We start from the raw sequence: 20,613 nt of genomic DNA on the forward strand, positions 1-20,613 counted from the left end.
CATTTGCTGATTTCTGAACTACCTTTGCTCAAAAGAGATGGGTATGAAGAACTATGAGGTAATTATTATAGGTGGAAGTTATGCAGGGCTTTCAGCAGCGTTGACGCTTGGTAGGTCATTGAGAAAAACACTAGTTATTGATGCTGGTCAGCCATGTAATCGCTTCACCCCTCATTCACAAAACTTCCTTACTCACGATGGAAGAAAACCTTCCGAAATCAGCGCAATTGCAAAGGAGCAAGTTCAACAATACAAAACGGTAGAGTTTTTGGATGGCATGGCCTTGAGTGTCGATAAAACACCTGAAGGTTTTACTGTAGAAACAGATCAAGGCTCTTTTAGCAGCAAGAGGCTTGTATTAGCTGCTGGCATTAAAGACATTCTACCCGATATTCCTGGAGTTGCCGAATGCTGGGGAAAATCGGTCATACATTGTCCATACTGCCACGGTTATGAGTTTCATGGGCAACCAACAGGTATACTAGCTAATGGAGAGAAAGCCTTCCATTATGCTCAACTCATTTCCAACCTCACCAAAGAGCTGACTATTTTCTCGAATGGCAAGCTTGATTTACCAGTTGAACAATTGGAGGCCATCAACCGCAATAATATCAACATTATTGAAACAGAGATCCAATCTGTTGTTCATGAAAATGGGCAGATCTCCAAAATCATTTTAAGAGACGGCAGTAGTCACACAATCAGTGCACTATATCATGGTCCTGAGTTCGAGCTAAACACTAATATAGCTCAAAGTCTAGGTTGCGAAATAGGAGAACATGGACTTATAGAGGTAGATCCCAAACAAATGACAACGGTACCGGGTGTTTATGCCTGTGGAGACGCATCTAACATGCGAGCCGTTTCAATCGCAGTATCTTCAGGAACTGTAGTTGGTTCTGTAATCAATTTCGACTTGATTCAGGAAGGGTTTTGATGTAATTCTACTTTAATCTAAAAAGCCTCAGAGATTTCTCTCCGAGGCTTTTTCATGTATAAAATTTCTATATCTGATTAGAATAATTTGAAACCCACTGCCAATAGCAACTGGCTTGGCCTCTCATCAGTAGAGAAAGTAGCGCCACCAGCAGTAATAGACTCTCCAAATCTCTCACTAAGAGAGCCTTCATACTTTAAGTCGATAACAAACTTTAAGAAGTCAACGCCTATCCCAGCTTGAAAACCAACAGTAGTATCGCTGTAATTGTCTTTGATATCCGTTACGGTTCCTGCAACATCACTTTCAGCACTAGTCAAAAAGCTGAATGATGGACCGGCATTTATTCTCAATGGTCCAAGCTTACCACCAATCATAACAGGGACATCTACTCTATTAAAGCTTAAATCTACAGTACTGGTATTTGTAGTCACCGTAGATTCAGTTTTACTAAAAAGTAATTCAGGTTGAACATATAAGCCAACAATAGGCACTTTCACTCTGGCAAATGCACCGTACTGAAAACCGAATTCAGCGTCTCCCGATTTTACATCTGCTACATTTTCTCTGATATCTAGATTAGTTGAGGTAATAGCCACTCTTGGTCCAAGAGTGAACTGAGCTGACGCACCAAAACCGATGGTCATCAACATGCATACAATTAAGAGTTTTTTCATTTTGTAGGTTTTTTAGGTGTTTGAAGAAGTGCTAACCACGCATTCTCCAGCTGATTATTTTCTAAAAATTTCTGCGCTAAGGTATGTAATGCATCTACAAAACCCGCTCGGTCATCAGAAAAACGTTGCCGTATTTCAACTATTTCATCAGTCTGAGAAAATGCCTCTACGGCATCAACTCCTGGTAGTTTTTCAATATTCCCTAATCTACCCAAGTTGTTGCCAGTAAGCACTGAACTATTACGGATTGCATCCGGTATCATGTCAACACCAATCCCCAAGTTTCTGTTTGGCTTAGGCAACTTAAAAATAGCATCACCATTTGCTCGACAGTACCAGTCGCCTCCCATTCTACCTACCAAATCTGCTTTGAAAGGGTCGGGCATTCCATCCTCACCTAACACCTCTTCTTTCAAATGAGCCAAAACAACCTCGCAAATAATCAGGTTTCCGGCACCAGGTTCATCACCCATATGCACTACTTCTTTCACCTTACACTCAAAAGCTGCAATGGCTTCTTTCACATAAGGAGGTTTCACCAATTGAGATTTTTCCTCTGTAAGCCCCGACTTCACGAACTCATTTACACCTTTCGGATATGCTGTGCTTGCCAAAGACATCTGCTCGACAATTGGATAGCTCACTATATTGATGACAATCTCACCCGTTTCCATAGCGTTGGTCAGGGTATGCTTTTTGGCCTTGTCTCGCGGTAATGCAGGAGAAAGAATAAGTGTACCCGGGTTAGAGCTAAACACATTAAAAAAGCTATAAGGAGCCAAGTTTACATTGCCTTGAGCATCTACTGTGCTGGCAAAGGCAATTGGCCGAGGCCCTATAACCCCCAGCATATAACCGTGAAGTTGTGGTTGAGAAATCTCTTTCGGATCTATAATCATTTGATGATTGAAAGTAGTTTAGTTTTTATGTCGTTGAAGTTCAAAATTACTAGAACCGCACAACTAATTAATACTGTAAGTGCTAAAGCGAATAAGTAACCACCATCGCCTTGCACCTCAATTCCTAAGCTAGTTAGGTGGAAAAATACAGCACCAGCCATGGCTCCAATGCCAATAAGCGCCCCAAGTCCGTACCATCTCGTAAATAGAAGAATGCCAGCAATCAACTCAGTGGTCCCTACCAAATATCGACCCCATGGCTCCATTCCTATTTGAGTAAAAATATAGACCGACTCTTCTGCACCCGTGAACTTAAAGTATAAGGTTTGAAGCATAATGAGTGCCGGCACTACACGTAACACCCAGGTGATGATTGTTTTGGATTTAGAACTGTTCATATCTATCAATGTTTCAAAAGCAATACGCAGTATTTCATTTCCAGATGAAATAGATTATCCGCCAGCCGACAACAATTGCAGATATGAACAATCTAACCAATTACTTGGCTGGTAAAACTTTGGCAGTTACCTCACCAAAGCCCACCCGAACACCGTCCTTTTCAGCGTGACCTCTCATAATTACGGTATCACCATCTTGAATAAACTTGCGTTCCGTTCCATCAGCCATTTTTACTGGCTCACTTCCTCTCCAAGTGATTTCCAACATGGAACCAAACTCTGGTTTGGTTGGCCCTGAAATAGTACCCGAACCATAAAGATCGCCCACCTGCATGTTACAACCATTGACTGTATGATGTGCCAGCTGCTGCTTCACATTCCAATACATGTACTTAAAATTGGAGTTAGAAACCACTGTTTCCTCAACTCCTTCCGGCTGAATACCCACCTGAAGCTTCACGTCAAAGTGTTTATCCCCTTCATATTTTAGGTATGGCAATACTTCTGGGTCTTGGACTGGACCAGTAACTGTAAATGGCTCAAGTGCGTCCATGGTAACAATCCATGGAGAAACATGCGAGGCAAAATTCTTGGCCAAGAATGGACCCAACGGCACGTATTCCCATTTCTGAATATCTCTAGCCGACCAGTCATTAAGCAGCACAAAACCGAAAATGTATTCATCAGCTTCGGCAGTACTTACTGGTTGACCTAGCGGATTCTCCTTACAGGTAATAAAGCCCATCTCTAATTCGAAATCGAGCAATCGGCAAGGCCCGAAAGACGGCATATCAGCATCATCGGCTTTCGTTTGTCCTTTTGGACGATGAAAGTCAGTACCTGAAACCACAATAGACGAAGCACGACCATGATAACCCACCGGAATATGTTTCCAATTAGGCATTAGTGCATTCTCTGGTCCACGGAACATAGTCCCCACATTGAATGCGTGTTGTTCCGAAGAATAGAAGTCTGTGTAGTTGGGCACCTGAATAGGCATACACATTTCTACTTCAGACTGTTCAAAGAAGGCTTCTTTTAATACCTCTGCATTATTCTTCAGCTCGGTATTTCCTTCTTCTAATAGGTCGGATATTTTGTTTCTTACCGCTCTAGTTTTGGCTTTACCCAATTCCATGAAGGCATTCAAAGTTGGCTGAGCGAAAATGTTCTCAGGCAAATCTAGTCCTTCGAAATAACCATTCTGCTCAAGCACCATTAGGTCGAGTACTTGCGTACCAATAGCGGTAGCGGCTCTTGGCCCTAGGCTATCTGTTTTGAAAATACCGAATGGTATATTCTGTATTGAAAAGTCTGAATTTGCAGGTACTTCTACCCAACTTTTAAGTTTTGGATCGTTTGCTTTGATCATATTTTATTCTTTTTCGTCATCCTCGCGCAGGCGGGGATCTCCAAATAACCTGAGAGATTCCCGTTTTCACGGGAATGACGTTCTAAATTAAACTTGCTACAGTGTTTGTCTTGCCTCTTGCTCTCTTTCAATCGCTTCAAAAAGCGCTTTAAAATTTCCTTTACCGAAAGACTGAGCCCCTTTTCTTTGAATTATCTCAAAGAACATAGTTGGTCTGTCCAAAACAGGTTTGGTGAAAATCTGCAGCAAATAGCCTTCATCATCCCTATCGATTAAGATGTTCAATTCCTTCAAAGGCTCAAGGTCTTCATCAATCTCACCCACACGGTCAAGCACATCGTCATAATACACTTCAGGAACTCGAAGAAACTCAACACCTCTCTCCCTTAGCTGAGCTACAGTTTCTAGGATATTATTAGTGGCCACAGCGATATGCTGAACCCCTGCCCCATTATAAAAATCGATGTATTCTTCGATCTGCGACTTCTTTCTACCTTCTGCTGGTTCGTTAATCGGGAATTTGATTCTTCCAGAACCATTGCTCATTACCTTACTCATTAAAGCAGTGTATTCCGTAGAAATATCCTTATCGTCAAATGAAACCAATTGCGTGAAGCCCATCACCTTCGCGTAGAACTCACACCATTTGTTCATTTCGCCCCAGCCTACATTTCCAACCATGTGATCGATATAGCGCAAGCCAACCTCTGAAGGGTTATAGTCTGATTTCCATTCTTTGAATCCAGGTAAAAAAGCACCTTTGTATTCTTTGCGCTCCACAAACACGTGAACTGTTTCGCCATAAGTGTGAATTCCTGAACGAACCACTTTTCCGTATTCATCTTCCTCCACTGTTGGTTCGAAGTAAGACTTAGCACCTCTACTAGTAGTTTCTTCCCAGGCTTTTGTAGCATCTTCTACCCAAAGGGCTACTACTTTTACACCGTCACCATGTTTATTAATGTGTGCATTGATATCGCCATCTTGCTTCAGCGGTGAAGTCAAGACCAACCTGATTTTATCTTGCTGAAGCACATAAGACACGCGATCCTTAACACCTGTCTCCAGTCCAGCATAGGCCACCGACTGAAAGCCAAATGCGGTTTTGTAGAAGTGAGCCGACTGCTTGGCATTCCCCACATATAGTTCTACATAGTCTGTTCCGTTAATGGGCAGAAAATCCTGCGCATCTTTAAATATTTTCTCTCCTGAATAGGTTACGTTCTCTGTTGCCATATTCTTTAGTTTACTGTTTTACTTTTCTTTTGGTCTGTTGGCACGAATACTACGACTAGTTTTATGCTCTAAGCTTTAAGGTTTTTATCCCAACCCTTCCCGAAACATCGGGAGGGTGAAAGATGAAGTTACGTCAATGATGAACTAAAGCCCCCTTCAGGGGATTTAGGGGCTCACCTTGAACCTTCAACTATTCCAACCACGATTTGTGGTAATCTTTATTAAGCATTTGCATGGCTGCTTCCGTTACTTTCAGCGGTTTGAAAGTATCCACCATTACCGCCAACTCTTCCGTTAACTTTTTACCCAGACTGCGCTCCATGGCTCCCGGATGTGGCCCATGAGGTATACCAGCTGGATGCAGCGTAATCATACCACGTTCAATATTATTGCGGCTCATAAAGTCTCCATCTACATAGTACAGCACTTCATCAGAATCGATATTGCTGTGATTGTATGGAGCAGGCACTGCCTCTGGATGATAATCATAAAGCCTTGGCACGAAAGAGCAAACCACGAACGCATCGGTCTCGAAAGTTTGGTGTACTGGTGGCGGCTGATGCACACGACCAGTTATTGGCTCAAAATCATGAATACTGAATGCGTACGGAAAATTATAGCCATCCCAACCTACTACATCGAAAGGGTGCGAAGCATAAACGTACTCATGAATCATCCCCTCCTTTTTCACCTTCACGACAAAGTCACCTTTCTTGTCATGCGTTTCTAGTTCAGATGGTGCTCTAAAATCGCGCTCACAGAAAGGAGAATGCTCCAAATGCTGACCAAACCAGTTACGATACCTTTTCGGGGTATACATGGGTCGGTGCGACTCAACAATAAACAGTCGATTCGCTTCGGTATCGAAATCTATCTGATAAATCATTCCACGAGGAATGAGTAGATAATCTCCATAAGAGAATGGAATATTCCCCAAAAGCGTTCTTAAAGTTCCGCTTCCTTCATGTACGAATAGCAATTCATCACAATCGGCATTTTTGTAGAAGTATTCTCTAAGCGATTTCTTAGGGGCAGCCAATACAATTTCGCAATCATTGTTGACCAAAACAGCTGTTCTGCTATCTAAAAAGTCTTCTTTTGGCTTTACATCGAACCCCTTAATTCCGAGCGAAAGCATGTTCTTATCGACCGCAATTTTTGGTGACACATCGTACGACTTCAGCACCTCTTTAACCTGTGTAGGTCTGTGATTATGGTATAGCAAAGACGACATACCATCGAAACCAATGGTGCCAAAAAGTTGCTCGTAATAGTAACCACCATCAGGTTTTTTGAAAGTGGTGTGCCGCTTGTGCGGTATTTTTCCTAGGCGATGATAAAATGGCATAGCTTACCTTTTATTAATTTTCACTTTACTCTTTCTGCGACTCCTCACTCCTATGATCCTTTCAAAGAGCTGAAGGAATCATCTCCCCCTTGGGGGGGACCGAGAGGGGGCTCAGCTCAAACCAGCTGCTCAAGTGAGTAGCCTAACGCTCTTTTTGATATTCCTGTACGGTCATTTGAAATATCGTGTACGTTCTTCAAGGCTTTGGCAATTACCTCAGAAGTATCGGCAAAAATTGCCTCATCGGTAAGCGCCACACCTCTCTGCATAAGATACGCAAAAACGCGCGCCATTCCACAGTTCGCTATGAAATCAGGCAAGACAGAAAGGTTACTATCTGCATACAAACCTGTCTCTCCAAAGAAGATTTCAGGGTCATTGAATGGAACATTGGCTCCACATGACACTACTTCTAAATTCGTCTTAATCATGCGATCGACCTGCTCTCTAGTGATTAGCCTAGAGGCAGCCGCTGGCACAAATATCTCGAAGTCTAAATCCCAAATCTGTTCGTTGATCTCGTCATAAGGAACCATATCATCAGCTACTAGTTGATTTCCTTTTCTATTGAGGAATAAGTCGCGAATTTCTTCGAAAGTGAAACCCTCTTGCTTCAAGACACCACCTTCTCTATCGATAATTCCGACAACCGAAACACCCATTTGTGCTAGATAGAATCCGGCTGCTGCACCTACATTTCCCCAGCCTTGAATTACTGCTCTCTTAGTTTTATAATCGCCACCCCAGATATCGTAGTAATGATGAATTGCCTCTGCCACACCATAACCTGTGATCATATCCGCAATCTTGTACTTGCGGTTCACGTCAGGAGAAAAAAATGGATTTTCAATCACTTTAACCACGCCATTTCTTAGCTGACCGATTCTATTGATTTTTGAAGCCTCATTGGGCTTAAAGTGGCCGTTGAAAACACCTTCCTGAGGATGCCAGATTCCAGCTTCTTCGGTCATCGAGATTACCTCGTGTACCTCATCTACATTCAAATCACCACCAGTACCATAGTAGAACTTCAACAATGGGCTTACAGCAGTAAACCATCTGCGGAGCACTCCCTCTTTCCTAGGGTCGTTTGGGTCGAAATTGATACCCGATTTAGCACCACCTATCGGAGGACCAGACACAGTAAATTTCACTTCCATCGTTTTGGCGAGCGATTCTACTTCTCGCTTATTCAAGCCTTTTCTCATCCGGGTTCCGCCACCAGCAGCACCTCCTCGTAAGGAGTTGATCACTACCCAACCCTCTGCCTCAGTTTCCTGATCTTGCCATTCAAAAACAATCTCAGGCCGCTTATTCTCAAACTTTTCTAATAATTCTTCCATAGGTTAATTGATGCTGTTCCGAGTACTTGTCATCCCTCCGAAGGCAGGAATCCCCAACTCATACTTCAATACACTATTACAAATCTATGTAGAAGTTGAACCTGCTGTATTATTCCCCCATCATTGTTCTCATAAACAGACTATCATTCTACAAATCATATACAAAAAAGAATAAACACATTTTCTTTTGCTAAATTTGAGCTTGAACTAGAATAATATTCTATGCTTAAGCTAGACGCTGTTGACATTAAGATATTAGAAGTACTTCAGGGCGATGCTCGAATTACCACCAAGGCTTTGGCCGATCAGTTGAACCTCTCCACTACTCCCGTTTTTGAGCGAGTGAAGCGACTGGAAAGAGAGGGACTGATTAAGAAATATGTGGCCCTAGTCGACAACAAAAAACTTGGCTTACGACTTATTGCTTTCATATCCATCAGCCTTACAAAACATTCACGGTCTTATCTTGAAAAGTTTGTAAACGAGGTAGAACAATACCCTGAGGTAATGGAGTGCTACCATATTGCTGGCAACTACGATTTCCTGCTAAAAGTAGTGGTGCGAAGTATGGAGGTATATGAAACATTTGTGCTTACCAAGCTTTCTACTATTGCCAATTTAGGTCAGGTTCAAAGTTCTTTTGTACTTTCAGAAAACCTTCACACAACGGCTTACAAGATTTAAATGATTCCAGCAGAATTTCAATCCAAAATCCAAGAACTACTTCCTTCTGAAGCCGAAGCTTTCTTTCAGTCCCTTGACACTGATTCTCCAACCAGCATTCGCTTCAATCCATTAAAAAGTTATTCTAGTAAGTTAGGTGGTGAAAAAATCCCTTGGGCTGACAATGGTATTTATTTGTCAGAGCGTCCATCATTCACCCTAGATTCTGCGTTTCATGCCGGAGCCTATTATGTACAGGAAGCAAGCTCCATGGTATTGGAGGAGGTTTTGAAACAGGCGGTAGATTTAGAGGAAGACATTTTTGCGCTTGACCTCTGCGCTGCTCCAGGAGGAAAGAGCACCCACATTCAAAGCTTGTTGAGCGAAGGCAGCCTATTGGTTTCCAATGAAGTCATTAAAAGCAGAGCGAATATCCTTTCCGAAAACATCACCAAGTGGGGCTTGCCTAATACAGTAATCACCAATAATGATCCTTCACATTTTGATAGGCTGAACATACAATTCGATGTAATCGTGGTGGATGCACCCTGTTCGGGAGAAGGACTTTTCCGCAGAGAACCCGAGGCTATGAACGAGTGGAGCCCTGAAGCAGTCAAGCTTTGTGCAACTCGTCAGCAACGTATTCTGGCCGATATTTGGCCAGCCATAAAACCGGGAGGTGTGTTGATTTATTCCACCTGTACCTACAATTCGCTAGAAAATGAAGAAAATCTTCAATGGTTAAATGAGCAACTAGATGCCGAAGGTATTTCTATTAACCTTAATAATGACTGGGGCTTTACCGAAACAGAAACGAACGGCATTAAGGGCTTTCATGCCTACCCACACAAAGTAAAAGGTGAAGGTCTCTTTATTGCCGCAGTTAGAAAAACGGAAGGGCGTGAGAAAAAACTTAGAAAGCAGAAGAAGCCGATGAACTTCGCTTCGAGACAAGAGATTGACAGCATTAAACCTTGGCTCATGAACCCAGAAAAGTTCGATTTCATCAAACACAACGACTTGTTCATAGCCTTGCCGAATCATTGGAAAGAGGTGATTCATGACATCAACTCTAACCTCTACATCATTTCAGAAGGTATTAACATTGGCAGACTAAAAGGCAAAAAACTCATACCTAATGAAGCTTTGGCCTTTTCAACCGAATTAAATTTAGAAAAAGCCTCAACCTTCGAGCTCAACCTTGAAGAGACCTTAAACTACCTGCGCAAAGAGAGTTTCGACTTTGAATCGATGCCCAACGGCTGGAACCTGATCACTTACAAAGGACTCGGACTTGGTTGGGCCAATCGCATTCAGCAAAGAGTGAATAACTACTATCCTACGAATTGGAGAATTAGGATTAGTTCATAGTTTTAAGTTCAATGTTCTAACTCGGATTTGACCCCGGCCCTAAAGGGTGAGAGATAAAGCCTGTTCCCCAGATTAACAAAAGTCCCCTTCAGGGGATTTAGGGGTAAAAACATAGAACTTAAAACAATAAACCTTAAACAGACGAATCTTCCGTCTTCCATCTTCCGTCTTCCGACTTAATACTCTATTTTTGCACCTCAATTTTAAGTAGTACACTTTTATGTCACTTTCAAGTAAATACGAATCGCAAAAGGTAGAAGACAAATGGTATCAGCATTGGATGGATAAAGGCTATTTCAAAGCCAAAGTCAATCCGAAAAAAGAGCCATTCACAATAGTCATTCCGCCTCCAAACGTGACGGGTGTATTGCACATGGGCCACATGCTCAATAACACCATTCAGGATATTCTTATTCGTAAAGCCAGAATGGAAGGTAAGGAAGCCCTTTGGGTTCCAGGCACCGACCACGCGTCTATTGCCACTGAAGCTAAAGTGGTAAGAATGCTTCGCGAAAAGGGAATCAAGAAATCAGACCTTTCTCGCGATGAGTTCATGAAATACTCATGGGAATGGAAAGAAAAGTATGGTGGAATTATCCTTGAGCAGCTTAAGAAATTAGGAGCATCTTGTGACTGGGACCGCACTGCGTTCACTATGGACGATGCTTACTACAAGTCGGTAATTCGGGTATTCGTTGACCTTTATAAAAAAGGCTATATCTACCGTGGATGGAGAATGGTAAACTGGGATGTTGAAGCCCAAACCACAGTTTCTAACGAAGAGGTAATCTATGCCGACAAAGAAGAAACCTCAAAACTTTATAAGGTTGAGTATAAAATAAAGGACTCAGACGAAACGCTTGTTATTGCAACGCAGCGCCCTGAGACCATTATGGGTGATACTGGTATTGCCGTTAACCCAAAAGATGAACGTTTTAAGCACCTCATCGGTAAGATGGCTATTGTTCCTTTCGTAAATCGTGAGATTCCGATTATTGGCGATGACTATGTAGATATCGAATTCGGAACTGGTTGCCTGAAAGTTACACCTGCGCATGACCCGAATGACTATGAAATTGGTCAGAGACATAACCTTGAGGTGATCGACACCATCAACCTTGATGGCACATTGAATGAAAAATGTGGGGTTGAAGCCTACGTTGGAATGGAACGCTTTGCTGTTCGTAAGCAGATTATCAAAGACCTAGATGAAGCAGGTATTTTGATGGGCTTTGAGGAATTCACTACCAAAATCGGTCGCTCAGAAAGAACTAATACAGTGATTGAGCCGAAGCTTTCGCTTCAGTGGTTCATCAACATGAAGGATATTTCCAAAACAGCCCATGAGGTGGTAATGAATGACGAGGTAGAGTTACTTCCTTCGAAATTCAAGAACACTTACAACCACTGGATGGAAAATGTACGCGACTGGTGTATCTCGCGTCAGCTGTGGTGGGGACAAAGAATTCCAGCTTACTTCTATGGTAAAGGTGATGATGACTTTGTTGTGGCTGAAAGCTTGGAAGAAGCCATTCAATTGGCCAAAGAAAAGTCTGGCAACCAAAACTTAACTGAAGCTGACTTACACCAAGATGAAGATGTACTCGATACATGGGCTTCATCATGGTTATTCCCTATGTCAGTTTTCGATGGCTTCAATGACGATTGCTGGGACAAAGAAACTGGCAAGATCATCAAAGGAAAGAATGCAGACTTGGACTACTTTTACCCTACTTCGGTATTGGTAACAGCTCCAGAGATTCTTTTCTTCTGGGTAGCTAGAATGATTATTGCTGGTTATGAATACACTGGTGAAAAACCATTTAAGCACGTATACTTAACGGGTATTGTTCGCGATAAGCAGAGAAGAAAAATGTCCAAATCGCTAGGCAACTCTCCAGATCCGTTAGATTTAATTAAAGACTACGGAGCAGATGCAATTAGAACAGGTATGCTATTCTCTTCTCCTGCCGGAAATGACTTGTTGTACGATGAGAAACTAGTAGAACAAGGAAGAAACTTTGCCAACAAAATCTGGAATGCCTTCCGTCTGGTTAAGGGATGGGAAGTTAGTGGCAACTCAACTCCAGGCGAGAACACAATAGCTATTCAGTGGTTCGATTCTAGGTTCAACGAGACATTAGCTGAGATTGAAGACCATTTCAGCAAGTTTAGAATTTCAGATGCCCTAATGGCTACATATAAGCTCATCTGGAACGACTTCTGTTCTTGGTATCTAGAAATGATTAAGCCGAACTATGGTGAGCCAATCGACCCTGCTACTTATGAAGTAACGCTCAACTTCTTCGAGAAGATCATGAAGGTATTACATCCTTTCATGCCATTTATATCGGAGGAAATTTGGTCTGAAATGAGAGACAGAGCGGAAGGTGATGACATTATCATTTCTTCATGGCCAGTAGTTGGAAGTACAGATTCAGGACTAACAAAGAATGCTGAAGTGGCTTTTGAGCTGATCTCACAAATCAGAAATGCCAGAAGTAGCAAAGGCATATCACCAAAAGACTCTCTCGATCTATACATTAAAGCGAACGAGCAGGAGGCTTATCAAAGATTTGCAGGCACCATTAAGAAGCTTTGTAACATTGGAGACCTGAAATTCACTGAAGAAAAGATTGACAACTCGTTGAGTTTTGTAATCAAATCGGATGAATTCTACCTACCACTACCTGAAGGTTCAATAGATGTAGAGGCTGAAAAGGAGGAAATCACTAAGGAATTGGAGTACACCAAAGGCTTCCTCAACAGCGTAATGAAAAAGCTGAGTAACGAAAAGTTCGTCAATGGAGCTCCTGAGCAAGTAGTGGCCAATGAGAAGAAGAAGCAGGCCGATGCAGAATCTAAGATTAAGGTCTTAGAAGAGAAATTGGCTTCACTCGGTTAGAAAAGAAAAACTTGAGAAGTGGCTTCTGGAAGTCACCTCTCAAGTTCCATTATATCCCAGTCTATTTAAAAATCACTGAAGGCTGTCCATATTTAAAGTGGAACGGAGCAATCTGCTTTTGCTCGTCTGTAGCATTCACTTGTCGGTTGTCCCAATGCTTTACAAACCTTAAGGCCTCTTGTGGGCGTTCGAACACCATAATGATATCGGACCCACCGAAAGCAAAATAGCCAAACTCATCCCCTTTGTTTACCAAAGCACCGTTTTGCAATTCCATGTGCACCGAAGACACTTGCGCCATGCCAATTGGAATGGTAGCAACTAAGCCTACATCTCCAGCCTCACTACCCGCAGTATCCACAATAATAACTCCTCTGGCCTGAGTGAACTCATAGCCGTCACCAGCACCATCGGGAGCATCAAATTGGTTATCTGTAATCTCAACATTCAAGAAAACATTGCCATGCACTTTTTGAGAATCTACCACTTTACCTGCAACAGGTAGATGGAAACGGTGATAATCGAACGGATTCAAAAAGTAGTGAACAAAGGTGCCTCCGTAAAAACGCTCTGCCAATGGACTATTATTCAGCAATTGCTGTACAGTACCAATGGTATGCGTATGCTTCAAGGTAATACCTTCCGCATTGGACAACGGCTCAACTACATTACCCTGATCGTCAATATTGTATATCGCCTTAAACGTACAGTCTGCTGGCGAGCAGATAATGGTATTATCATCAGGTGCCGCAACCGGACGCATAGGTTGTAAATTAGGCTCAATTGAATTCAGTTGTCTGAAGAAAAACTTATTGAACGTAGTCCAATTAGGCTTATCGTCTGAGTAGTCTGGAAGATTGTACATCACGTCATCTTCAAAAGACTTAAGCGTTTCAGGAGTCATGGAAGCCGTTGTATTCAAGAAGCTTCCCCAAGCATCGGCATACTGATCTAACCATTCAGCAAAGCTAAAATCGTTGATTTTACTCCTATAATCCTGCAATGTAACTTTAGCACCGTCTACTTTAGGACCCTGATCCACCAACCAATAAAACTGACACAGCCTATCGTAAACCTGCTGGCTATAGCCGTTTTGTTGATCGTTATTATTCCAGGCTGTATAGCCAGGCACTTGGTTCTCTGAAGGAACCACTTCAGCAAAAGTCTTGAGGTACCTTAGATAATCCTCTGATGTTGTTGGCCAAGCATTGTCGTCATACAGCTTATTCAATGCACCATAAAGGTCTGCATTGAGTTTGCCATCTGCAGCATTCTCTTTTGCGGCCTTGAGCGATAGAACAAGTGCTTGAGCAAAGATCTTGTCGTCATTGATTTGTTTTTTGAGGCTAGCAATAACCTCTAAAGATTGATATTCCATTTGTGTGTGTTTTAATTTATTGACGAGATAAAACTACATAATACTCTTATCTCATTGACAGGCATAACTACTCGATTCCTAGATCAAGTAATACAACCTGCTTTTGGAATTAATGTGTAATTAGAGATTATAAATTAAGAGTAGGCAGTTTGGGAAGACTACTTTTTTGGGTTTGCAACTAAGTACTAATCAAATCGTTTTCTAATTTTAAGCATGGCAACTGTTGAAAACCTTCGAAATACACTTATCACTAAGCTCATGGCAGTAAGTGACGAGTATATACTTAATGCCGTAGACAAGCTACTCAGCACCTCTTCTGACGAGAAACAAATTGAGCTCACCAAAGAGCAAATGCTGATGATAGAAATGTCTCTGCAAGACTTAGAGAGCGGACAGACCATCCCTCATAAAGAACTATTCGATCAAGAACGCGAATGGCTCAAGACACAATAATCTGGACACAGACAGCCAGCAAACAGCTTCGAGAGGTACTTTCTTTTTGGAATAAACGCACACACTCAAGTCGGTTTTCTAATAAGCTTCTCGACAAAATAGATCAGAGACTTACACTTGTTGCTTCTTTCCCTCTTGAACACCCACAAACCTCTTTACCAGAAGTCAGAGCTGCAGCAATGAATCATTATAGTCTATTCTATAAGGTCAAAGAAGGCAGAGTCATAATTATTGCATTCTGGGACAATAGACAAGACCCTAAAAAATTGCTAGATATACTGAAATAGTTAACTCGCCTTATACCATTCCACTCCTTCTGTAAGCTCATCCGATAGCTCAATATTGGTATCTAACACCTTAACCTTACCATCGATTCTGGCCTGTAACGCTTCTTGAATCTCTTTCTTGACCATTTTACGATATGGGAGGAAATGCTCCATAAATGCAGCGAATGACAAGAAGTTACCAATTCCACCAGGGTTCTTCTTAAACATTAAGTAGAGGTATTTCCAGAAAACGAAGCGCGTACTCCTGACGAAGCCTAGCTTAGCAAGCATTTTCAGTCCGAAAAGAACTCCTTTAAGATCGAAGTCCGTTTTATGTTGGTTCGCAAGTTTCTTTCTTAATTCAGGGTCTTGATGAACCTTGGCTTGCCCAACCAGCATAAAGTGATCGAATACACGTTTTAAGTAAACCTTAGGATCATAGAGTTTCCAGAAAGCATCCACATACTCCTCAGCAATTTCTTCAATAGGCCGCGTAGGCACAAAATTGAGCAACGTGGTTTGGTTGAGGTTAGCGTCATCCAACAGTCTACCACTTGCCTTCAAGCGATCCCACAAAGCTGTTCCCGGTAAAGCTTGTAGCATACTGAATGTCACCCCAGGAATAGCATTCTCCGTTGCAAATTGGAACACTCGTTCTCCAGCACCTTTTTTCTCATCATCGAAACCAATAATGAAGCCCGCCATAATTCTGAGCCCAGATTTCGCAATCTTCTCCAGCGACTCGTTCATTGGCTTCCTGTTATTCTGATGTTTCATAGTAAGCTTCAAGCTATCCGTATCTGGCGTTTCTATACCTATAAATACAGTAGAGAATTTACTCAAGGCCATAAGCTCCAGTAAACGATCGTCCTGAGCCATATCTATAGACGCTTCCGTGGTAAAACTGAATGGATAGCCCTTATTAGTCTGCCATTCGATAAGGTTTTCAAGGAATGGCTTCACAGTTCTCTTATTTCCAATGAAGTTGTCATCTACAAAGAAGATCCCTCCTCTCCACCCTAGGTCGAATAGAACATCTAGCTCCTTTTCTACTTGACTGAAAGTTTTCGTCCGAGGCTTTCTTCCATATAGAATAATGATGTCGCAAAACTCGCATTGGAAAGGGCAGCCTCTCGAATATTGAATCGCCATTAAGAAGTAAGCATCTAGCTGCAACAAGTCGTACCTAGGCACTGGGCTCAAAGTCACATCAGGCTTATCTTTCGACCTAAATATGCCTGAAGCTTCACCCCTTTTAAGTGCTTCTACAAATAGGTTTATGGTATATTCACCTTCATCGAGAACTAAAAAATCTGCACCAGCAGCTAGCATATCATTCGGAAGGGAAGTGGCATAAGGGCCGCCAACAACTACAGGCAAGTCCCTTCTCTTGGCTTCTTGTATTTGTGCCATGTAGTCCTCCTTCTGGGCAATCATACCAGAAAGCATTACCATATCGGCCCACTCCCAGTCATCTTCAGTAACAGGCTCAATGTTTCTATCCCTAAGTCTGAAATTCCATTCTTGTGGAAGCAGAGCTGCAACAGTAACAAGGCTCAGAGGCGGCATAAATGCTTTCTTGCCAATACCTTGTACGGCTTTTTCAAAAGACCAGAAACTTGTTGGGAAAATTGGGTAACTCAGTAGAACGTTCATAGCAGAAGATTTGGTTGAATAGCCCGACCTCTACAAAATCATACGCCCTACCTGTCGTGACTGTACTAAAGATGCAAAATGATGTTTTACTAAAACAGCTTCGAAGACAACTTTTATTAAAAAAAATCTATCCGATCTCTCTGTACTTTGCACCTTTCACATACCTCTGATAAATACGAACAAGGGTATTCTGAGAAGCACCAAGAAAGAAGAGACTGAAAACCAACACATTAACCAAATTGGTTCTGAAATAATTATTTTGCTCCATCTTCCTTGCTGAGATAATGACCTTTGCAGGCATAATATTTATTTTCTCGTAACGACTAGCGCGAAGAAGAATCTCATAGTCTTCCATTATGACTGTTTCATTATCAAAACCTCCAATCTTACTAAAGAATGCCTTGGTCATATAGAGGGTCTGATCTCCTCCTCTAAAAAATATCCCCTGATATTTGGATAAACTACTGTTAAACTGAAGCCCCTTTACAGGCCTGTCAAATGCTACCTGATAGCAACCGTAAGACCGTTTAGCAGCGACTCCTTCTAGTATATCATCGACAAAACCATCAGGCAAGGTTAGGTCTGCATGAACAAAGTAAAAAACATCGCCAGTAGCCACCTTAGCTCCTTCATTCATTTGACGAGCTCTGCAGCATCGGTCTACCAAAACCACACTAGCACCAGCTTCCCTAGCTATGTTGGCTGTATCGTCTTCACTATATGCATCGGCCACAATAATCTCAATGTCTTTTTTATTGGCTTTTCGGGCTATTGATTGTATTTGTGTGCCAATAATGGCAGCCTCATTGAGTGTGGGAATTATAATGCTCAGCTTCATAAAAAGACCTACGAAAATAGATATTCAGACAGATTGAACAGCCTTTTGAATAAACATTCAGCGAACTGCTCCGTTTCATAAATATGATGAAAACAAATGAAGAAACACTATCTCAGGTAATGGCTACATTAAATGAGAGAGGATATAAAGAACAATTTGAATTAACGGAAGATGGAGTAAATGCTTTGGCGTCTAAGCAAAAGTTTAAGCCTACCGACCTTAAGATTATCAAGAAATATAGGTTTGACGGGATGACCAATCCTGGAGACGAATCGACACTTTATTCGCTAGAATCTAAAGGCGGCTTAAAAGGGACCTTAGTTATTTCTGGAGATGTAAACTCGGAAGAACACCAAACTGTACTCAATCAAATTCCTGAGGAGTAATTAACTGAGCTTCCTGAGTTCAGTGTGATAGATTTATATTGGAAGCCCTTTCTATGGAAGGGCTTTTTGACACCCATATTTTTCGGCTCTAAACTAAAGAGAATCCCGGGGCGAACCACCGACCTACATAAACCTCTCAATAATTGAGCTTAGTTTTTGACTATCACCCCTCAAAGACTCTATAAAAACGCGGCTCTTCTGCCTCTTGATGAACATTTCAACCCTCCTAGCATGAGACCTATCTTGGCAAAATGCAGTTAAATATTCTTCCCAATCACTGGCATTTGATGTTGATGATTTTTTGAAATAACCTGCATTATGTTGTTCTAATCTAACATTGAAATCCTCAGTTTCACCGACATAGTATCGATCGAGGCCCTTTGAATAAAGAATATAAAGCGTGTGCATAACAAGAATGAAGTTATGCCTAGGGAAACAAACACCAAATTATAGAGCATAAAAAAAGCCAGATCTTTCGAACTGGCTTTTTTTTGTGTGGGCGCTGAGGGCCCCGAGGCTTCGGGGCGAACCACCGACCTACATAAACCTCTCAATAATTGAGCTTAGTTTTTGACTATCACCCCTCAAAGACTCTATAAAAACGCGGCTCTTCTGCCTCTTGATGAACATTTCAACCCTCCTAGCATGAGACCTATCTTGACAAAATGCAGTTAAATATTCTTCCCAATCACTGGCATTTGATGTTGATGAGTTTTTGAAATACCCTGTATTATGTTGTTCTAATCTAACATTGAAATCCTCAGTTTCACCGACATAGTATCGATCGAGGCCCTTTGAATAAAGAATATAAAGCGTGTGCATAACAAGAATGAAGTTATGCCTAGGGAAACAAATACCAAACCATAGGGCATAAAAAAAGCCAGATCTTTCGAACTGGCTTTTCCGTGTGGGCGCTGAGGACCCCGAGGCTTCGGGGCGAACCACCGACCTACATAAACCTCTCAATAATCGAACCTAGCTTTTGACTATCACCCCTCAAAGACTCTATAAAAACGCGGCTCTTCTGCCTCTTGATGAACATTTCAACCCTCCTAGCATGAGACCTATCTTGACAAAATGCAGTTAAATATTCTTCCCAATCACTGGTATTTGATGTTGATGAGTTTTTGAAATACCCTGTATTATGTTGTTCTAATCTAACATTGAAATCCTCAGTTTCACCAACATAGAATTTATCGAGCCCCTTTGAATAAAGAATATAAAGCGTGTGCATAACAAGAATGAAGTTATGTCTAGGGAAACAAACACCAAACCATAGGGCATAAAAAAAGCCAGATCTTCCGAACTGGCTTTTCTGTGTGGGCGCTGAGGGCCCCGAGGCTTCGGGGCGAACCACCGACCTACATAAACCTCTCAATAATTGAGCTTAGCTTTTGACTATCACCCCTCAAAGACTCTATAAAAACGCGGCTCTTCTGCCTCTTGATAAACATTTCAACCCTCCTAGCATGAGACCCATCTTGACAAACTGCAGTTAAATATTCTTCCCAATCACTGGCATTTGATGTTGATGAGGTTTTGAAATAACCTGTATTATGTTGTTCTAATCTAACATCGAAATCCTCAGTTTCACCGACATAGTATCGATCGAGGCCCTTTGAATAAAGAATATAAAGCGTGTGCATAACAAGAATGAAGTTATGCCTAGGGAAACAAACACCAAATTATAGAGCATAAAAAAAGCCAGATCTTCCGAACTGGCTTTCTAGTGTGGGCGCTGAGGGATTCGAACCCCCGACCCCCTCGGTGTAAACGAGGTGCTCTGAACCAACTGAGCTAAGCGCCCATTTCCTGACTTTTTCGCAGTTTTTAGCTGCTTTTGTCGTAATGGGAGTGCAAAGGTAACCCCAGTTTTCATTAATGCAAACAGGTAGGCGAAAATATTTTAATAAATTTTTCATCATCGCTCTCAAGCCTAGAGAATTCCCAAAAAATCTATTTTTCTTTATCTTTAGCCAAAGCTTTAACCTTGCATGACTCTTTCTGAATTTAAGAGCATTTTTGATCAGTACTACTCCCCAATCAAGAACTTCTTGTACTACAAGTCTGGTGACGGTGATTTAGCGGAAGACATTACCCAAGATGTTTTCATGAAGCTATGGGATAAGCGAGACGATGTACAGCAAGAAACCGTCAAAAGCTATCTTTATACCATTGCTAATAACATGTTGCTTAATAAAATCAGACATGACAAGGTAGTGTTGACATTTGCTGAGAAACAGAATAAGCACCAAGAAGAGCAATCACCTGATTTTGCCTTAGAAGAGAAAGAGTTCAAAGCTGAACTTGAAAGGGTTATTTCGGCCATGCCAGAAAAACAAAGAGAGGTATTCTTGATGAATCGCATTGAAGAAATGACATATAAGGAAATTGCTGACCGGCTAGAGCTGAGTGTTAAAGCAGTAGAAAAAAGAATGCATGGAGCTTTAGGCCATATTAGAGAGCACATTAAGTATAAAATTTAAG

General features: G+C 41.7%; 22 protein-coding genes and 1 tRNA gene. 8 read left to right on the plus strand and 15 right to left on the minus strand.

Translation table 11 applies throughout. The features are described from left to right. Window positions 1–43: 43 nt before the first annotated feature. The gene (locus T7867_RS01595; RefSeq protein ID WP_068220769.1) at window positions 44–937 is read left to right on the plus strand and encodes an NAD(P)/FAD-dependent oxidoreductase; all 894 of its coding nucleotides are present in this window, start codon (window positions 44–46) and stop codon (window positions 935–937) included. Between the two features lie 77 nt (window positions 938–1,014). Here the strand turns inward: T7867_RS01595 and T7867_RS01600 are convergent, their stop codons facing one another. The 7 genes from T7867_RS01600 to T7867_RS01630 form a co-directional block, all read right to left on the minus strand. Further along, complete coding sequence (locus T7867_RS01600; protein ID WP_068219273.1) at window positions 1,015–1,614, minus strand: outer membrane beta-barrel protein; 600 nt, start codon at window positions 1,612–1,614, stop codon at window positions 1,015–1,017. Next, complete coding sequence (locus T7867_RS01605) at window positions 1,611–2,513, minus strand: flavin reductase family protein (RefSeq protein WP_068219264.1); 903 nt, start codon at window positions 2,511–2,513, stop codon at window positions 1,611–1,613. The genes T7867_RS01600 and T7867_RS01605 overlap by 4 nt, the downstream gene beginning before the upstream one ends. Then, window positions 2,510–2,911, minus strand: coding sequence for a DoxX family protein (locus T7867_RS01610; protein ID WP_068219262.1), 402 nt, complete (start codon window positions 2,909–2,911; stop codon window positions 2,510–2,512). Before T7867_RS01610 ends, T7867_RS01605 begins: the two co-directional genes overlap by 4 nt. Window positions 2,912–3,011: 100 nt before the next feature. Further along, on the minus strand, window positions 3,012–4,283 hold the full coding sequence (gene fahA, locus T7867_RS01615) for a fumarylacetoacetase (protein ID WP_068219260.1): 1,272 nt from the start codon (window positions 4,281–4,283) through the stop codon (window positions 3,012–3,014). Between the two features lie 96 nt (window positions 4,284–4,379). Beyond that, the gene (gene hppD / locus T7867_RS01620) at window positions 4,380–5,519 is read right to left on the minus strand and encodes a 4-hydroxyphenylpyruvate dioxygenase (protein ID WP_068219259.1); all 1,140 of its coding nucleotides are present in this window, start codon (window positions 5,517–5,519) and stop codon (window positions 4,380–4,382) included. A 190-nt stretch (window positions 5,520–5,709) separates the two neighbouring features. Beyond that, window positions 5,710–6,867: a homogentisate 1,2-dioxygenase gene (locus T7867_RS01625; protein ID WP_068219258.1), complete on the minus strand. Its 1,158-nt coding sequence runs from the start codon at window positions 6,865–6,867 to the stop codon at window positions 5,710–5,712. Window positions 6,868–6,983: 116 nt separating this feature from the next. Continuing rightward, complete coding sequence (locus T7867_RS01630) at window positions 6,984–8,210, minus strand: Glu/Leu/Phe/Val dehydrogenase dimerization domain-containing protein (RefSeq protein WP_068219257.1); 1,227 nt, start codon at window positions 8,208–8,210, stop codon at window positions 6,984–6,986. A 222-nt stretch (window positions 8,211–8,432) separates the two neighbouring features. Between T7867_RS01630 and T7867_RS01635 the strand changes: the two genes are divergently transcribed. The 3 genes from T7867_RS01635 to T7867_RS01645 all read left to right on the plus strand — a co-directional run bounded on the left by T7867_RS01635 (window position 8,433) and on the right by T7867_RS01645 (window position 13,149). Beyond that, window positions 8,433–8,894 carry an Lrp/AsnC family transcriptional regulator gene (locus T7867_RS01635; RefSeq protein ID WP_068219256.1) on the plus strand — a complete coding sequence of 154 codons (462 nt, stop codon included), beginning with the start codon at window positions 8,433–8,435 and terminating at the stop codon, window positions 8,892–8,894. After that, window positions 8,895–10,244 carry a methyltransferase RsmF C-terminal domain-like protein gene (locus tag T7867_RS01640; protein ID WP_068219255.1) on the plus strand — a complete coding sequence of 450 codons (1,350 nt, stop codon included), beginning with the start codon at window positions 8,895–8,897 and terminating at the stop codon, window positions 10,242–10,244. Window positions 10,245–10,464: 220 nt separating this feature from the next. After that, window positions 10,465–13,149, plus strand: a complete 2,685-nt coding sequence (locus T7867_RS01645) for a valine--tRNA ligase (RefSeq protein ID WP_273515616.1) — start codon at window positions 10,465–10,467, stop codon at window positions 13,147–13,149. Between the two features lie 61 nt (window positions 13,150–13,210). Here T7867_RS01645 and T7867_RS01650 read toward each other — a convergent pair whose 3' ends face one another. Beyond that, on the minus strand, window positions 13,211–14,527 hold the full coding sequence (locus tag T7867_RS01650; RefSeq protein WP_273515613.1) for a phosphatidylserine decarboxylase: 1,317 nt from the start codon (window positions 14,525–14,527) through the stop codon (window positions 13,211–13,213). A gap of 213 nt (window positions 14,528–14,740) precedes the next feature. On the opposite strand from T7867_RS01650, the gene T7867_RS01655 reads away from it, so the two are divergent. Continuing rightward, window positions 14,741–14,980, plus strand: coding sequence for a hypothetical protein (locus tag T7867_RS01655; protein ID WP_273515612.1), 240 nt, complete (start codon window positions 14,741–14,743; stop codon window positions 14,978–14,980). Then, complete coding sequence (locus T7867_RS01660) at window positions 14,962–15,267, plus strand: type II toxin-antitoxin system RelE/ParE family toxin (RefSeq protein WP_273515609.1); 306 nt, start codon at window positions 14,962–14,964, stop codon at window positions 15,265–15,267. The genes T7867_RS01655 and T7867_RS01660 overlap by 19 nt, the downstream gene beginning before the upstream one ends. Here T7867_RS01660 and T7867_RS01665 read toward each other — a convergent pair whose 3' ends face one another. Both T7867_RS01665 and T7867_RS01670 read right to left on the minus strand, forming a co-directional pair. Then, a complete protein-coding gene (locus T7867_RS01665; RefSeq protein ID WP_273515607.1) occupies window positions 15,268–16,902 on the minus strand; it encodes a B12-binding domain-containing radical SAM protein in 1,635 nt (544 codons plus the stop codon). It abuts the gene before it with no gap. Between the two features lie 127 nt (window positions 16,903–17,029). Continuing rightward, the gene (locus T7867_RS01670) at window positions 17,030–17,740 is read right to left on the minus strand and encodes a TIGR04283 family arsenosugar biosynthesis glycosyltransferase (protein ID WP_273515604.1); all 711 of its coding nucleotides are present in this window, start codon (window positions 17,738–17,740) and stop codon (window positions 17,030–17,032) included. Window positions 17,741–17,823: 83 nt separating this feature from the next. Here T7867_RS01670 and T7867_RS01675 point away from each other — a divergent pair, with 83 nt between their 5' ends. Then, window positions 17,824–18,126 carry a hypothetical protein gene (locus T7867_RS01675; protein ID WP_068219238.1) on the plus strand — a complete coding sequence of 101 codons (303 nt, stop codon included), beginning with the start codon at window positions 17,824–17,826 and terminating at the stop codon, window positions 18,124–18,126. Window positions 18,127–18,249: 123 nt separating this feature from the next. Here T7867_RS01675 and T7867_RS19650 read toward each other — a convergent pair whose 3' ends face one another. From T7867_RS19650 to T7867_RS01690, 5 genes are all read right to left on the minus strand, one after another. Then, entirely contained in the window at window positions 18,250–18,534 is a 285-nt protein-coding gene (locus tag T7867_RS19650; protein ID WP_407691166.1) for a GIY-YIG nuclease family protein, read from the minus strand. 129 nt (window positions 18,535–18,663) lie between these two features. Beyond that, window positions 18,664–18,948: a GIY-YIG nuclease family protein gene (locus T7867_RS01680; protein ID WP_322299771.1), complete on the minus strand. Its 285-nt coding sequence runs from the start codon at window positions 18,946–18,948 to the stop codon at window positions 18,664–18,666. Window positions 18,949–19,075: 127 nt separating this feature from the next. Continuing rightward, on the minus strand, window positions 19,076–19,360 hold the full coding sequence (locus tag T7867_RS01685) for a GIY-YIG nuclease family protein (RefSeq protein ID WP_322299772.1): 285 nt from the start codon (window positions 19,358–19,360) through the stop codon (window positions 19,076–19,078). A 127-nt stretch (window positions 19,361–19,487) separates the two neighbouring features. Continuing rightward, window positions 19,488–19,772, minus strand: coding sequence for a GIY-YIG nuclease family protein (locus T7867_RS19655; RefSeq protein WP_068219230.1), 285 nt, complete (start codon window positions 19,770–19,772; stop codon window positions 19,488–19,490). Between the two features lie 86 nt (window positions 19,773–19,858). Beyond that, window positions 19,859–19,933 (minus strand) — tRNA-Val (locus tag T7867_RS01690). Window positions 19,934–20,120: 187 nt separating this feature from the next. Here T7867_RS01690 and T7867_RS01695 point away from each other — a divergent pair. Then, on the plus strand, window positions 20,121–20,612 hold the full coding sequence (locus tag T7867_RS01695; protein ID WP_322299773.1) for an RNA polymerase sigma-70 factor: 492 nt from the start codon (window positions 20,121–20,123) through the stop codon (window positions 20,610–20,612). Window position 20,613: the final 1 nt, after the last annotated feature.

It is taken from the genome of Roseivirga spongicola, from assembly GCF_034376045.1.
GTDB lineage: Bacteria > Bacteroidota > Bacteroidia > Cytophagales > Cyclobacteriaceae > Roseivirga > Roseivirga spongicola.

Coding starts and splice junctions, on each gene's coding strand:
- T7867_RS01595 (WP_068220769.1), top strand. CDS start 44: ATGAAGAACTATGAGGTAATTATTATAGGTGGAAGTTATGCAGGGCTT.
- T7867_RS01600 (WP_068219273.1), bottom strand. CDS start 1,614: ATGAAAAAACTCTTAATTGTATGCATGTTGATGACCATCGGTTTTGGT.
- T7867_RS01605 (WP_068219264.1), bottom strand. CDS start 2,513: ATGATTATAGATCCGAAAGAGATTTCTCAACCACAACTTCACGGTTAT.
- T7867_RS01610 (WP_068219262.1), bottom strand. CDS start 2,911: ATGAACAGTTCTAAATCCAAAACAATCATCACCTGGGTGTTACGTGTA.
- fahA (WP_068219260.1), bottom strand. CDS start 4,283: ATGATCAAAGCAAACGATCCAAAACTTAAAAGTTGGGTAGAAGTACCT.
- hppD (WP_068219259.1), bottom strand. CDS start 5,519: ATGGCAACAGAGAACGTAACCTATTCAGGAGAGAAAATATTTAAAGAT.
- T7867_RS01625 (WP_068219258.1), bottom strand. CDS start 6,867: ATGCCATTTTATCATCGCCTAGGAAAAATACCGCACAAGCGGCACACC.
- T7867_RS01630 (WP_068219257.1), bottom strand. CDS start 8,210: ATGGAAGAATTATTAGAAAAGTTTGAGAATAAGCGGCCTGAGATTGTT.
- T7867_RS01635 (WP_068219256.1), top strand. CDS start 8,433: ATGCTTAAGCTAGACGCTGTTGACATTAAGATATTAGAAGTACTTCAG.
- T7867_RS01640 (WP_068219255.1), top strand. CDS start 8,895: ATGATTCCAGCAGAATTTCAATCCAAAATCCAAGAACTACTTCCTTCT.
- T7867_RS01645 (WP_273515616.1), top strand. CDS start 10,465: ATGTCACTTTCAAGTAAATACGAATCGCAAAAGGTAGAAGACAAATGG.
- T7867_RS01650 (WP_273515613.1), bottom strand. CDS start 14,527: ATGGAATATCAATCTTTAGAGGTTATTGCTAGCCTCAAAAAACAAATC.
- T7867_RS01655 (WP_273515612.1), top strand. CDS start 14,741: ATGGCAACTGTTGAAAACCTTCGAAATACACTTATCACTAAGCTCATG.
- T7867_RS01660 (WP_273515609.1), top strand. CDS start 14,962: ATGGCTCAAGACACAATAATCTGGACACAGACAGCCAGCAAACAGCTT.
- T7867_RS01665 (WP_273515607.1), bottom strand. CDS start 16,902: ATGAACGTTCTACTGAGTTACCCAATTTTCCCAACAAGTTTCTGGTCT.
- T7867_RS01670 (WP_273515604.1), bottom strand. CDS start 17,740: ATGAAGCTGAGCATTATAATTCCCACACTCAATGAGGCTGCCATTATT.
- T7867_RS01675 (WP_068219238.1), top strand. CDS start 17,824: ATGATGAAAACAAATGAAGAAACACTATCTCAGGTAATGGCTACATTA.
- T7867_RS19650 (WP_407691166.1), bottom strand. CDS start 18,534: ATGCACACGCTTTATATTCTTTATTCAAAGGGCCTCGATCGATACTAT.
- T7867_RS01680 (WP_322299771.1), bottom strand. CDS start 18,948: ATGCACACGCTTTATATTCTTTATTCAAAGGGCCTCGATCGATACTAT.
- T7867_RS01685 (WP_322299772.1), bottom strand. CDS start 19,360: ATGCACACGCTTTATATTCTTTATTCAAAGGGGCTCGATAAATTCTAT.
- T7867_RS19655 (WP_068219230.1), bottom strand. CDS start 19,772: ATGCACACGCTTTATATTCTTTATTCAAAGGGCCTCGATCGATACTAT.
- T7867_RS01695 (WP_322299773.1), top strand. CDS start 20,121: ATGACTCTTTCTGAATTTAAGAGCATTTTTGATCAGTACTACTCCCCA.